This is a genomic window from Peribacillus sp. P4_C12, assembly GCF_056402095.1.
On sequence record NZ_JBFUIB010000026.1, the window covers coordinates 1 to 14,326 of the forward strand.

General features: G+C 39.1%; 12 protein-coding genes and 2 pseudogenes. 7 read left to right on the forward strand and 7 right to left on the reverse strand.

From position 1 onward, the window contains the following. The first annotated feature begins 12 nt into the window (after positions 1-12). The 3 genes and pseudogenes from AC1DUW_RS07390 (at position 13) to AC1DUW_RS07400 (ending at position 1,650) form a co-directional block, all read left to right on the forward strand. Positions 13-156, forward strand: coding sequence for a hypothetical protein (locus AC1DUW_RS07390; RefSeq protein ID WP_053347534.1), 144 nt, complete (start codon positions 13-15; stop codon positions 154-156). Positions 157-220: 64 nt separating this feature from the next. Further along, on the forward strand, positions 221-979 hold the full coding sequence (locus AC1DUW_RS07395) for a MerR family transcriptional regulator (protein WP_053347535.1): 759 nt from the start codon (positions 221-223) through the stop codon (positions 977-979). A 10-nt stretch (positions 980-989) separates the two neighbouring features. Continuing rightward, a pseudogene (locus tag AC1DUW_RS07400) lies at positions 990-1,650 on the forward strand (GAP family protein). Between the two features lie 254 nt (positions 1,651-1,904). On the opposite strand, the gene AC1DUW_RS07405 reads toward AC1DUW_RS07400, so the two are convergent. After that, on the reverse strand, positions 1,905-3,338 hold the full coding sequence (locus AC1DUW_RS07405; protein ID WP_053347536.1) for a phospholipase D-like domain-containing protein: 1,434 nt from the start codon (positions 3,336-3,338) through the stop codon (positions 1,905-1,907). 277 nt (positions 3,339-3,615) lie between these two features. On the opposite strand from AC1DUW_RS07405, the gene AC1DUW_RS07410 reads away from it, so the two are divergent. After that, positions 3,616-4,062: a hypothetical protein gene (locus AC1DUW_RS07410; RefSeq protein ID WP_053347537.1), complete on the forward strand. Its 447-nt coding sequence runs from the start codon at positions 3,616-3,618 to the stop codon at positions 4,060-4,062. Positions 4,063-4,160: 98 nt separating this feature from the next. Here AC1DUW_RS07410 and AC1DUW_RS07415 read toward each other — a convergent pair whose 3' ends face one another. Both AC1DUW_RS07415 and AC1DUW_RS07420 read right to left on the reverse strand, forming a co-directional pair. Further along, positions 4,161-4,292, reverse strand: coding sequence for a hypothetical protein (locus AC1DUW_RS07415; RefSeq protein ID WP_477642276.1), 132 nt, complete (start codon positions 4,290-4,292; stop codon positions 4,161-4,163). A 156-nt stretch (positions 4,293-4,448) separates the two neighbouring features. After that, positions 4,449-4,628, reverse strand: a complete 180-nt coding sequence (locus AC1DUW_RS07420) for a hypothetical protein (protein ID WP_255264005.1) — start codon at positions 4,626-4,628, stop codon at positions 4,449-4,451. Positions 4,629-4,852: 224 nt separating this feature from the next. Between AC1DUW_RS07420 and AC1DUW_RS07425 the strand changes: the two are divergent. Beyond that, a pseudogene (locus tag AC1DUW_RS07425) lies at positions 4,853-4,966 on the forward strand (cupin domain-containing protein); the annotation flags it as partial. Positions 4,967-5,203: 237 nt separating this feature from the next. Here the strand turns inward: AC1DUW_RS07425 and AC1DUW_RS07430 are convergent. The 3 genes from AC1DUW_RS07430 to AC1DUW_RS07440 all read right to left on the reverse strand — a co-directional run bounded on the left by AC1DUW_RS07430 (position 5,204) and on the right by AC1DUW_RS07440 (position 10,039). Beyond that, positions 5,204-5,902 carry a polysaccharide deacetylase family protein gene (locus AC1DUW_RS07430; protein ID WP_053347538.1) on the reverse strand — a complete coding sequence of 233 codons (699 nt, stop codon included), beginning with the start codon at positions 5,900-5,902 and terminating at the stop codon, positions 5,204-5,206. Between the two features lie 196 nt (positions 5,903-6,098). Next, a complete protein-coding gene (locus tag AC1DUW_RS07435) occupies positions 6,099-8,690 on the reverse strand; it encodes a polynucleotide kinase-phosphatase (protein ID WP_053347540.1) in 2,592 nt (863 codons plus the stop codon). A gap of 2 nt (positions 8,691-8,692) precedes the next feature. Further along, entirely contained in the window at positions 8,693-10,039 is a 1,347-nt protein-coding gene (locus AC1DUW_RS07440) for a 3' terminal RNA ribose 2'-O-methyltransferase Hen1 (protein ID WP_053347541.1), read from the reverse strand. A 255-nt stretch (positions 10,040-10,294) separates the two neighbouring features. On the opposite strand from AC1DUW_RS07440, the gene AC1DUW_RS07445 reads away from it, so the two are divergent. Then, entirely contained in the window at positions 10,295-10,837 is a 543-nt protein-coding gene (locus AC1DUW_RS07445) for an ATP-binding protein (protein ID WP_053347542.1), read from the forward strand. A 442-nt stretch (positions 10,838-11,279) separates the two neighbouring features. On the opposite strand, the gene AC1DUW_RS07450 is transcribed toward AC1DUW_RS07445, so the two are convergent. Beyond that, on the reverse strand, positions 11,280-12,182 hold the full coding sequence (locus AC1DUW_RS07450; RefSeq protein ID WP_053347543.1) for a LysR family transcriptional regulator: 903 nt from the start codon (positions 12,180-12,182) through the stop codon (positions 11,280-11,282). Between the two features lie 123 nt (positions 12,183-12,305). Between AC1DUW_RS07450 and AC1DUW_RS07455 the strand changes: the two genes are divergently transcribed. Beyond that, on the forward strand, positions 12,306-14,309 hold the full coding sequence (locus AC1DUW_RS07455) for a YhgE/Pip domain-containing protein (RefSeq protein WP_053347544.1): 2,004 nt from the start codon (positions 12,306-12,308) through the stop codon (positions 14,307-14,309). The last annotated feature ends 17 nt before the right edge of the window (positions 14,310-14,326 follow it).

The window sequence follows — 14,326 nt, forward strand, 5'->3', positions numbered from 1 at the left end:
GGGGGGGGTTAGATGAAACAGGGAGATATTATTATTTATGGATGTGTCATTATAGGTGCTGGTGTTGGACTGACTCTGGATAATGCATTTCCTGGTGTACTGATTGGATTGGGAGCAGGGTACTTACTTAAAACTTTTTTTCGTAAAGAAGAATAAAAGTGGAATTAATAAACAGTTGTTAACGATAAGGTTTTAACGTACAGGAAGGTAGGTTTATCAGTTGATACATATTAACAAAGTTGGAGAGCTGACAGGTGTTACAGTAAGAACACTGCGTCACTACGATAAAATCGGATTATTAAAACCAACATCCAAAACAGAAGGTGGTCATCGTTTATATACGAATAAAGAAATAAAAAAACTACAGCAGATTCAATTTTTAAAAAAGATTGGATTTCGCTTAAATGAGATTAAGGATATGCTCGCTTCCAGTGAGTGGAATTGGTCGGATAGTTTAAAGAGTCAATTATCTTTTGTAATAAAAGAGCAGGAAAACTTAAAGAAAATAGAGCAGTCGTTACGGGAATTGATACATGGAATTGCTATAGAAGGAGAAGAAAACTGGATTGCGATTCAGAAGATCATGGTATTATCCAGTAAAGATAAAGAAATACAGCAGGATTATCGCGAATCTGTATTTAAAGAAAGAGAAATAAAGCTATGGAAAAAGGTGCCCAATATGACAAGTGACAGTTCTGATTCACTAGAATGGATTGCTCTGATAGGTCAGTTAAAGTGTTATATAAAGGACGGTCCCAAAGCAACCAAAGTTCAAAATATCATTAGAAGAATGGATGAAAAGCGTTTAGAGGAATTTGATGGTGAGAATGAATTTTTAGATAAGCTGTGGGAAATAAGGATGTCGGAAAAGCAGTCAGAGAAACTGGGATTATATCCGATTGATCAGGATGTGCTTGAGTTTATGAATCAGGCATATGTATTTTTTATGGCTGAAAAGAATAATCCTCAACCGGAATAGGGGGGAAAGAATGGTGAGTACAGAACTACTTTTCCTGATAGGAGGTTTGGCTTTACTGGATACGCTAAGCCCTGCCACATTAGGGGTAACGGTGTATCTACTTTTAACAGATAAAGAGAAACTTACCCAACGTTTATTGGTTTATTTATTGACGGTAGCAGGATTTTATTTTACTGTTGGGGTTTCACTCATGTTAGGATTAGTTTTTTTGCTTGAGATTATTTCTGGCATATTTCAAAATCGAATCGTAAGCTGGACAGTCTTTATTATTGGAGCAATTTTGTTCATCGCAAGTTTTTATGTTCCAACAAAGAAAAATTCAGACCTGCCTTCTCCAAAATCAAAAAGCATTCTTTCAATTGTGGCTCTGGGATTCACTACTTCATTAATTGAAGTAGGTACAGCATTTCCTTATTTTGCAGCAATCGGCATAATGACTACTTCTAATCTATCATGGATGGAATGGTCTTCTATTTTAGCTGGATACAATTTTATCATGGTGATGCCTTCCCTCTTTGCTGTTTCTCTTTTATCTCCTGTTTGGTCGGAGGATGCAAAAACCTCTTAAGAAACTTCGGGTGAAAATAGCCAATAATACAGGATCGGCTTTTTCTTGGATAATGTGTATTGTTGGAATCATCCTAATTCTTAATAGTCTGGATTACTTGTAGGGTGTTTGACTTGACCAAAGTATTAAATAAAGGCAGAAAATGATCAAACTTTTTTATAACCGGTACAACTTTATTTCAAATGTGCTGTTGGGGTTTGTGTTTTATATCTATTTTCTCAGCTTTCCCAACGTTAAAAAAGGCTTGATCTTTCTCCAACCTACCTTTATCCAGTGTCTTCGTTCCATCAAGCTTGGTATACTATTTCTCCAAACAAAAAGAAAACAATCACTGGATTGCTGTCTTTTCGTCATCATTCAAATGAACCTTTTCCAATATACCGTTATTTTCGAAAGGGCATTTAAAAAGGTCGCTTTAAAGAAAGATTCTTCCTTTTTCTGATCTTCAGGTGGTTCTATATATCTTTTATTGTCCGCGACGAGTGTACTATCTGAGATTTTCGACTCGATGGCCCCTATCAATTGCGCTGCAAATTCTTCACCATCGATTATCACTATCGATTCTGTATTTAAAAAGGCAGATCGCGAATCCAGATTGAAGGAACCAACTGCACTTAATCGCTGATCATAAACAGCCGATTTACCATGCAATGAATAAAGCTTTGAATATTCATAAAGCCTTGCTCCTGACTCAACGATACTATCCCTAAGTGCCAAGTAACTGGAAAAAGCTATCACATTCGGGGTTGATGTCACCGAGTTGGTAAGTATGGTCCAATCAGCTTTTGAATCCATATTCTTTGGTACATATTCCTTCATGGCATCCGCAGGAACAATATAGGGACTCTGGATAAGTACCGACTTATTGGCGTTCGCAGCAATATCCACTAGAGATCTCCACACAAAAGGGTGTTTATTGAAACGTTCGATTGGATTATGAATGAAGGACACTTTTTTAGTAGGTGTTGTAGACTGGCTCCAATCGACGGCCGGGTTAACGAAATCGGCATTATTTTGAATAGCTTTGCTGTATTGATTTAATAATGTATTTCTGACGCGTTTTCCTTTTTCCTTTTGCCTTTTCGAAAGGTCCGCAAAGACTTTGCTCGTATACGGATGAGTCCATAATTCATGTATATAGCCCTTCATTTCAACGATAACACTATCTTTCTCCTGTTTAGCATTGAAAATGAGTACATCCCGGTCATAGACATAATTCTTGGGCGGCGGATTGCTTGCTAAATACTTATCGGCGATATTCCTTCCTCCGATGATGCCTAACTTTCCATCTGTAGTGATTATCTTGTCATGGAGGCGGTTATGCCAGGTCCAGGGCTTAAATGGCTTAAAGGTTTCGTAGTACCTTAATTCAATGTTTTCATGCGATGCCAGTGCATAACGGACACTGCTTAATTGACCTCTGAGTCCATGAGAAATTCCATCCAGAAGGATTCTAACTTTGACACCGCGGTCAGCAGCTTCGAACAAGGCTCCAAGAATAAGTTCAGTTGATTTACCTTTTCCAAAAGCGTAGTAGGCAATATCGATTGAATGCTGGGCTTCCTGGATCATTCGCATTCGGGCTAGTCCCGATTCATAACCATCTTCAAGAAGCAGGACACGATCCACGGTGGATTCCTTCTCCCCCATATATGCACTAATATGTTTAATCGGCCTATCTTCTTCTTTTTCCTTGAGGAAGTAGAAAAGGACAACTGCCGTCACCACTATATACAGGAAATATAATAGAAGAACGAGCAGAAATCCTTTCATCATCGTTTGTGCAGTCATAGCGCTCTCCCCCTTTACCCGATATTTTATTACTATTCGTAATAAGTACGGACTCTATTCAACATCTTCAAGCTTAAATAAATCCTCATAAAAATAACCCCTCTGACTAGTTAGCCAGTGGGGCTTATTGATATTCATTTCCTTTTTCCACATACGGATACATTTACCGGTCTTAAAGACTCTTGAATCCTAGATGAAACTTTATTTTCCTTTTAAATGTGACAGAGTCGTGAACATGAAAGCAGTTGCATAATATATATATAGAAGGAGGGATTTCATGCTTAAACGACCTGATAAGATAAGTATTTTCAATTATTGTTTTGCATTAGGTGTTTCCGAGGTGTTCTTTTTATCTAGCTTTTATCTTTCCATTCTAGACGTTTCATTATTTGCTCTAGCTTTACCATTTTCCGCTTTATTTCTCTTAGTCTCCTTATACCTATTCCTTCGAACAAACAAAGCTGCAAAGACTTCACACAATCAAGAAGAACGAAGAAGTGAAATTTATGCTTTCTATCATCAATCTTTCGGGATCTTCACAATCATTTTTTTCGTTTTGCTCTTTGCGGCTTTAGCGTATATCCCCTTGCTGCAAAATGGAGGACATGTCTATATACTTTATTGTTTACCCATGGCGCTATTTTGTTTGATTCCTTCGATTACCTCGTACAAGGGAATGAAATTATACAAACTGGAATCTGACAAGAACTTAACAAAAATCTAATCTGGTTATACATGGCCCTAAAGTGGCTCCTCTTGGAATCCGAAAGCTTTAGTGCTTTTTTTATTTCACTTCGGGCATTTTACCAAGCCTTCAAGTTCCTAGATACGGCCTGGATAACGGGCACCGGCGGCAAAGCCTTTCGTTTTGTGCAAGATCTGCTTTGAAATAACTTCAAGATTTAATGAAAATGAATTAAACTTCATGTCCGTTACCGTTAGGCCTAACTCCATTTGCCATGTTTTTTAGTTGAATGTATAGGTAAAATGAGGATATAATAAAGATAACTATCATATATAAAAAAAGACACTGGTAAAAACCAGTGTCTTAATGAACAGCAAACTGCATAAAGAGCAGCGGCTTTCTGTGGTAAGTCAGTAGCTACTCGATCAAGAAAGTAACCCTTTTCCTACATACATCTGGCCGGATGGTATGGAGGGGGTTACTTTTTTAATGTAACCGCGATTACTGCGACGATTAAAGAGGCGAATGAGATCATAAGCATCAAACCGTCCATTATAGAAATCACCAGCGACACCCCCTTTCTTAAAGGAGTCACCGCTGCCCACTATACCAAATTGCTGTCCATATCCATTATATCTGTATTTTCTTGTTATTTATAGAAAAATATAGATATATTTATTTTCAGTATTACTATCCATGTTTTTTTAATAAAAAATCCCACCAGAGAACAAATTTTACGTGATTTACCCCTTATTCTTCCACTACACGACCATCTTTATAAATTTTGAACCACCCAATCGTACCTGCAGCACCTTGATCCATCCAATGTATGTTACGCCTAACTCCACCAAAAGTTTTCCAACTTTCCTATGGTGTCGATTCAAAGAAAATAGCCGATTCATTATCGCCAGTTAAAGAGTCGGTCGTAATTAGTCCTCCTACAAAAAATCCCTCTAATAATAGAGATCCTATCTCACAAAATACAAACCGTACCGAACCTGCTTACAAATGAAAGGCAAAATGGGAAAGGGGAAAGAATATCCATAAATATTAATGAGAAACCAATTCTTAATGTAACTAACCTGGTCCTTTCGTTACACAACAAAAAGGTTGCCGCAGTAACCCTGATTTTTGAAGTGGTTCATTCAGGTCGTAAAAAATACACTAATAGCTATATAACTTAAAAACCCTGAAGCTCATTAACAGTTACAAATGTATATCCTTCTTCTGATAACAATTTTAATACACCTTCAATCGCTTGAAGTTCTTTACCAGTATCATCATACATGGGATGCATTAAGATAATCGAACCTGGTTTAATATGATCCTTCACATAATTTACTTTGTCAGCAGCAGAAGTGTAATAGCTATCTGGCTCAATATTCCAGGTTATAGTGTCCCTATCATTTTTATTTAAGTAATAAGGCAAGCCTACAAGTTTTTTTCCGTTGGGTGGTCGAACGTCAATTTCACCCTTATATCCGAAGTTTTGAATTAATTTATCCGTTTTCTCGATTTCCTCTTTGATATAGGAGGACGATTTAAAAACCATTCGCTTGTGAGAATAGGTATGATTTCCAATTTGATGTCCTGCTTCTACAATTTTTTTAGCTTCCTCTGGGTATCTTTCTATTTCATTACCGATTAGGAAGAATGTAGCCTTTACATTGTATTTATCTAATAGTGGTAGAATCTGATTTACATTCTTCGATGGACCATCATCAAAAGTCAGAGCAACCACTTTTTGATTTGTCTCAACTTTTGCTGTTAACCCTCCGAATAATTGGTGTGTTCTAGAATTCATTAATTTATATGTACTAAATAATAGAATGAAAACTAACAGTAATCCGATTCCAATAAATATTAATTTCTTTTTCATAAATACAACCTTTCTTTCTAAAAGTTTTTTTAATTATTTATTATAACAAAAACCGTTCCCCCCTCTTAACCAGCTATTTTTACTATCTAACCTTCTTTAGTTCAAAAAGAAAAAGGTTGCCGCAGCAACCCCTCTTTTTAAACTCAAGTACCCCTTAAGTGACGAAGAACCTGAAAAACATACTTCCTCTTACCTATCACAATCTGGGATCCACAGGATCCGATTCCATGGCCAATGTTCCTAGAACACATTCATGGACTCTCTCAATCGATTCACCTTTTACATATCTTTGAATGCCTTCGATTCCCAGAGAAAATTCTCTCAGCGCTAGTTTTTGCTTTTTGCCTGTATTCCTGCTTTTCAGCCGCTCAAGATTTTTCGGTAGCAAGTAGTCCATTCCATAAATAATGTTAAGGTACTTTCTTCCCCTTACTTTAATGGCGGGCTGCAATAGCTTGCCTTTATTTCTTGAAATGTAGAATTCCGGCTTGATTACAATGCCTTCATGGCCTTCGCTTGTGATATCCTGCCACCATTTAATGACCTCTTCTTCACTTGCTTCACTCGTGATTAGTTTGTATTCCGTTTCTACAAATAAACTAGATCGGATTGCAAACTCCCTGTTCATCTCCATATGCCATGTATGTGGCTGATCAAAAAAGGTTTCATTGCTATGAGCAAGCACGTGGAATGGAGCGATTTGTATAGAATTTATATCTTCAATCTCCCAGCAATACTTTTGAAAGACTTCTTTGAAAGTATAGGCATTTTCCAGTTTTTGCTCATACTCTTCCAACCATCCTTTTAACTCCATGTTCTCACGAGATGCTTCCGCTATTTTTTCCTTCAGCATCGTTCGATCAAGAATCGCATTTTCAGAAACGTGGGCATATTGGCTGCTGATGAGCTCTTTTGCCTTCAGGTTCCAGGGCATGATTTCAGCGTCAAGGAGCACATAGTCCGTATCGTACTTTTCAAAATAGCCGCTTTCATGCAAATCTTGATTGATTTTCAAGACCAGTTCTTCCTCCGTCGCGACGTCAAAGAAACGTCTGCCCGTTCTGGTATAAATAACTCCCAAAGATTCGAAACCTGTATGCTTCTTAGCAGCTTCAGTATCTTTAAATAGAAAAAGAATTGCCCGGCTCCCCATATGTTTCTTTTCAGCAATCATGGTTTGAATCCCATGGCTTCTGTAATAGTCGATTGCCTCTTTGGGATGCTCTAAATAATATTCCAATGCGGATGGACTTGGTGTTGGACTCATTGTAGGCGGGATGTATATTAATTGTTCAATCGGTATCGTGAAATGTGATACCGTATCAATCGCAGACTTTACAATATCCTGATGAATTTTAATCTCGCCCATTTTTTCTGTCAATACTGAATACCCATTGACGAACTTGCCAATATTCGGCGGATTCAAACGGTTTTTCTCCCATTCTCTTAGAGGATTGTCATCGGCTCCTGAAAAATCTTGACTCGCTTGTACCGAAATGAATTCTCCCTCCGGATAGCGAAAAGCTGTTAATGCTCCGCCAAAGACAACACCTTGATCGATGTTGATGGTATTGTTAATTAGCAGCGGTTGTGGCTTCGGATCATGTCCCCAGACAATCAGTGAGCTTTTCTTATGAGAAATATACCAATCTTTACGCACTGGCTTTCCTTTTTCATCAAATCCATTCGTATCACCGTAACGGCAGAAGTCACGCACAGCTTCAGACTGCTTTCCGATGAAAGCGTCTTTGATTCCGGCATGAACACAAACTAAAGTCTGTACATCATTCTTGGTAAATACATAATGGGAAGGAGCTTGAAGGAGGAATTCTTTAAGTGTCTGTTTCGTTTCCTCTGCTTTTTCGCTTCCATACTCCTCTTCGTACGCTTTAAATTCTTCTTCCACTTTTTCATCACCATGATTTAATGTTACGTCTCTTCCATCTAGCCATCTAGCAATTTTCCAGCCGTGATTGCTGTCAATCATATAGGCAACGTCCTTTTGAACATGTTCATAGAAAAAGAGCATCGTTTTAAGTGACTCTGGTCCTCTGCTCATGACATCCCCAATGGAAACAAACTTCCTGCCTTCAGGGTGAAGATAGAGGCCTTCCTCATTTTTTTGATAGCCTAGTTTTTCAAGGACGAGGATCATTTCCTTATAGCAGCCATGAATATCCCCAATGATGTCGATCCCATTCTGGATGTCTTTTTCAATTGGATTTGTACGTCTGATTACCTGAATATCTTCTGTTCCCTTTAACGTGTAAAGAGACAAATACCCTTCTTTTTTCAGGACGCGCTTTTCCCTTTTGAACGTCTGGTATTGCTGTTTAATACGTCTTTTTCCGCGTGGATAATCTCTTTGTTCATCTCTGACAAGCAGATCCTCTTCAGGTATATCCAGAACAATCGATAGGATTGGGACATTATTTTTTTGAGCTAAAGAGATATATCGTTTCCGATCCTCTGGGTGAAGATTGGTCGCATCAATAAAGGTTAATTTATTTAAACGGCATCTTGCTTCAATGACGGAATCCATCATGGAAAATGCTTCGCCTGAAATGGACTGGTATTCATCCATCAGATTGTCCGCTTCATCCTTTGGTCTGTCCCGCCAATCAATAAATTCAATATCACTCACCAATACCCGAAAGGCATCTGAACTAACGACCTCTGAAGGCAGAATCTCTTCTTTTTCAATCATGCTTTTTAACCATGTTGACTTACCGCTATTGGATGGTCCAATCAGCAAGACAATTCCTGCATGGGGCAATACGATTTGCATAGTTAGTCCTCCTTTCTTTCGAACACACACATTTGTGTCGGATAACCATATGTATCATGCTCTTCACCAATTCCTTCAAATTTAAGGCTATAGATATCACGGTGATTTCGCTCTGTACACCACTGACGAAATTCAGCTCTTGTCCACTCAAAACGATGATCGTTGTGTCGAAGAACATCCTCCATATCGTATACCTCGTTATATTCACGGTTTGGCGTTGTAATAATCAGGGCATTCGGTTGATAGTCATGTAATATCGTATCCAGCACCTTAGGCAGACGGTACTCGTCGATATGCTCGATGACTTCGCACAAGATAATGACATCCTTGTTCTTTAATCTTTCATCATAGTAGAAGAGTGAGCCCCATAGTGTTTCAGGAACCACAAATTTCTCTTTATTCTTCACTTTCTCGAATCGTCCTAAGGCTTTAATGGCAGCAGTTTGGGACGGTTCAACAGCCAGGATTTCTTTTATCCCTTCTACAAAACCAAGGCGTACTGAAAGTTTCCCTTCACCAGAGCCGAAGTCCACGATGCTTCTTGGATTCATTTGACTGACTGTATCAACGATTTTTTCATAGCGAAGATCATTCAGCCGAACCTTGCTTTCTTTTTCTTCCTTCTTCTCTTCAGGTTTCCTGTTCTCGACGATGCTGTATACTTCCTTAAATCTAAGTGATTGGCGATAGATATAATCTCGCATCGGATGATCTTTCAGCCACCCGTCTCCATATCTCTCAAGCTTTTCAATTTCTTTTTCATCAATGTAGTAGTGCTTATAGTTATCGATGACCGGAATCAATACAAACAAATGCCTTAACCCTTCTTGTAGTGTTTTCATTCCTTTTAAAGAAATGGATCTTGCCGAGCTTTTATCTTTAATTTGGAAAGAGTACTCAATTTCCGGACGGGTAATCATCACTTCATAACCAATCGGCTCAAATAAATCCTTTAATTGGTTATCAGAAAGAGAAGAAACCACAGGGCCAAACTCGAACTGAAACGAAAACGGATGATTCACCCACTCTGTATGCTCTTCCTTCGGCTGACCGTTCAAAGCTGTCCCCAGTGCAGACCTAATCAATGAACAAAAAATGCTGCTTACCGCAAACTCCCGATCATTTATGTAATGAGTAATGTCATAGGAATTGGAATTGCCTTTTACCAATTCGATCGGGTCCGGTGTAACAAAAATCGTCGCTTCCAGTTCTGTTTCTGTAAACTTGCTATAAAAAAGGCGCACTAAATGACCTTTATGATTTCTCTCATATAAATTTCTCGGGTTCTTAGACAATAAATAAGATATAGCTTGTACATTGTCGCCCGAAGCCTGAATCGTTAACTGCATTTGGAACACTCCTTTCAAACACTTCATTCATTAAAAAAGCTAAAGTAAAAGTCTTTCTTAATTCCCTATTATAACAACCTAATATTACCACATAATGAAGACTTATCAGCTTCAACTACCGACATTACACTCTGATAGGGAGCATTTTTTAGAAGCATGTAAAAATAGGCTCTGGTCATGAGGAAGGAATTTTTTATTATCTAATGGAATATTTATTACCTATCATAAAAAAGATTCGGAGTTGAAGAGAAAAGAATGAAAAAAATACATATTATCGGTGCTTCAGGTTCAGGAACTACAACCCTCGGAAAAGCATTATCAAACTCAATATCGACAGTTCATTTTGATACAGATGATTATTACTGGCTGCATAAGTTTAGTGAAAAAAGAGAAGTAAAAGAAAGAAAACAAATACTCCGAAAAGATTTATTAACTTATGATGAATGGATACTATCGGGTTCGTTATGCGGGTGGGGTGATGAATTTATAAGTTATTTTGATTTAGTTATATTTTTATGGATTCCAAAAAATATAAGAATAGAAAGGCTGCAGCAAAGAGAGGCACAAAGGTATGGCAAGGAAATTTTAGTTGGAGGCAGCCATTTCGATCAATATAATAACTTTTTAGAGTGGGCCTCCCTATATGACGAGGCTGGAATGGAAGTCAGGAGCAAGTATTCTCATGAAAAATGGATGTCAGGCTTAACTTGTCCTTTATTAAGGATTGAAGGAGATTATACCGTTCAAGAACGGGTGAAAATTGTTTTAGAGTATGTGCAAAATCTGCGAAAGAATTAATTCGGCCGACAGAAAGATAATCCGACCGTTGGGCAGGATAATTCGGCCTTTGCGCTATTTATTCGTCCCTCGCACATTTAATTCGACCTTCACGCAGAATAATTCGACCGACGGGCTATTATTTCGGCCTTCACACATTTAATTCGGCCTTCTCGCTATTAATTCGTCCTTCGCACATTTAATTCGACCTTTGGGCAATTTATTCGTCCCTCGCGCAGAATAATCCGGCCGACGCGCTATTATTTCGGCCTTTACACATTTAATTCGGCCTTCTCGCTATTTATTCGTCCTTCGCACATTTAATTCGGCCTTCTCGCAGAATAATTCGACCTTCCCAAAGAATAATTCATCCCTCGCGATTAATCGGCCTTCGCACATTTAATTCGTCCTTCGTACATTTAATTCGGCCGATGCGTCATTAGTTCATTAGGCGGCACATATTCTACAGTGAATCCTTAAGCTCCTTAGAGATTGTAGAAAAATAATCCATGACAAATAACCGAAATTGCTTGGCAACTGGTGTAAAGTATCGTTTTTCCGACCATCCCAATCCAATCGTCCTTTGGCAAGCAGGTTCTGTTATTCGAATTTTATGTGACAGCGACCCGGTTTGGTGCAGCCAAGTTAACTCTGATACAAAAGCGACACCTAAGCCCCTTCTGACAAGGTCTGAGATAACAGCCGGCTCATCGCCTTCAAATGCGATATTCTGAATAAATCCAGCTTCTTGGCAAAATTGATCCGTTAAGTTGCGGAATCCAAAACCTGTGTTCATGCTAATGAACGCTTCGTCTTTCACTTCATTAAGATGAATGCACGCCCTCCCTGCTAGTCGATGATCGGGAGGCACAATCAGAAATATTTCTTCCTTTATCAGCGGTTCCCACTTAATATCGGGGCCTTCAATCGGAACGGACGAAATGCAATAATCAATCTCCCCTTCAATAAGCAATTGTTTCATGGAAGATACAGATTTAAGAAATTGTTGAAAACGAACATCTGGATATTCTGATAAAAATGTCCCCAGTAAATCAGGCAGCACTCTTGGAATGGTAACAGCCAACGTAATATTCTTTTGATCCTGGTCCGCTAATTCCACAATCTCGCGCCTTCCTTCATTTAATTCTGCAAAAGCTCGTTCGACACGGTTCAAGAATATCCTTCCGGCCGCATTCAGCCTGATTTTTCGATGTTCCCGATCGAACAACGCCACTCCCAAATCTTCTTCAAGTCGAGAAATGGTTTTACTGAGAGACGGCTGAGCAATTTGAAGTTGCTCCGCAGCCTTCGTCATATGTTCTAGGCGTGCCACGGTTTGAAAATACTGCAGCTGTAATATTTCCATTTTTATCACTCGTTTCGTATAGATTCAAATCTATTATTATATAACTAATTATGTATTATACAGTATTTAAAAAAGCCCTTATGATGAAATAATCTCATTTAGTTAGAAAGGACAGGCTCATTAATGAAAGGATTACAACTCGTACTTCAAGACATAAAAGCAATGTGGAAACATAAACACGGAAGAATCGCCTTGATTTTTCTTTTAGTCGTTCCATTGATTTACTCAGGTTTCTTTTTAGCAGGGTATTGGAATCCTTACGGTAAGTTGGATCAGCTACCTGTTGCAGTGGTCAACCTCGATACAGGTTCCGAAATGGACGATAAGCCAATCGAGGCAGGAGATGACTTTGTTAAACAATTGAAGAAGCAGAAAGAATTGGACTTTCACTTTGTATCGGCAAAGGCGGCAGATACAGGGCTTAAAGAGGAAACCTACTATATGGTTGTCACGATTCCAGATGATTTTTCTGAAAATGTCACCACTTTAATGGATGAAAAACCGGAAGCCGCTAAACTTTTATATAAAATTAATCCGGGTAAAAACTTCGTTGCCTCACAAATTAGTACAACTGCAGTTGAAAAAATGACCACCAAAATCAATGCAAGCATCACTAAAGGCTATTCGGAAGGCATCCTTTCCAAATTCCAAGATGTTTCTAAAGGCTTAGCAGACGCCGGAAATGGAGCCGAGGAGCTTCATCAAGGAACTGTCGATGCGAAAAGCGGCAGTGAGAAATTAGCAGATGGTATTCAGAGATTAAATGATGGTGCCCAGAAGCTACGTACAGGAAGCACCCAGCTTTCGGACGGACAAGAAGCCTTATCTACTGGCGCGGAAGGTCTAACATCAGGTTCCCAGACCTTGTATACCGGCATGAAACAGCTAACAGATGGACAACAAACATTAGAAAATGGTATGAACAAGGTGAGCAAGGGAGTTAAAGACTTGTCAGCTGGCAATGCAAAATTGGTGCAAGGACAGGAACAGGCGGAAAGTACAGCAAATACCCTAAAGAAGCAATTGGATGCGTATGTCCAAAGTCATCCTGAAGCAAAGCAAGATCAAAACTTCAAGCAAATCCTTGCCTTATCTGATGGATTATCCAATGCGGCCACTACTTTAACCGCTGGGCAAAAGCAATTGGGGCAAGGGGCGGAAAAGGTGTCAGATGGGCAAGTCGCCCTTCAAGCTGGTATGAAAACGTTTGGTGATAAAATGGCGCAGGCTACCTCGGGTGCTAAGCAATTAAACGAGGGAGCAAGCCTTTTCACAAACGGATTTATAAAATGGACAAGTGGCTTTTCCACTCTAAACACCGGAATCACTTCACTTGCTGGCGGAAGCAGTCAACTAGCCAGTGGATCAACGGAACTTCAGGATGGACTTGCTTCACTAGAAACGGGCTCAAACAAGTTATCTTCCAAACTTAATGAAGCCGCGGATAAAACAGCAAGCCTTCAGTACAGCGATTCTACCACTTCGATGTTCTCTGAACCTGTGCAATTGGTCCAATCCAATCTTTCGGAAGTTCCAAACTATGGAACCGGAATCGCTCCTTACTTTCTGTCTCTAGCCTTTTATGTAGGCGGCATTATGGCTTCCAATATCCTGCCGCTAGGCCGTAGACAGAATCTTAAGGTTACCGGAACCGTTCATTTTACGAATAAATTAGGGCTAGTTTATGTTATCGGCTTGATTCAGGCACTTCTCGTGGATGCAGTTGTGCTCCTTGGATTCCATTTACATGTGGCTAGCGTTCCATTATTTATTCTATCAAGCATCATCGTTTCGTTTACCTTCATGACTTTCATACTTATGCTGGTAACCGTATTCGGAATCGTCGGCAAATTCGCAGCCGTGACCCTTCTTGTATTTCAATTAGCCACTTGCGGTGGAACATTCCCGGGTGAACTTGGAATGTCGATTTTAACACAAATCGGTCAATTTTTACCTATGGCTCATTCCCTTCAGGAGCTACAAGAAGTCATTTCAATAGGCGGCTGGTCAAACTTACAGACCCAGATTTGGATTTTACTTGCCTATCTCGTTTCTGCAGCAGTAATTGGCTGGATTACGAGTCATATCCAGCATGCAAAGGTGAATTCAGAAGATATAGCGTCATAACTTAAAAAGCAGTGCCA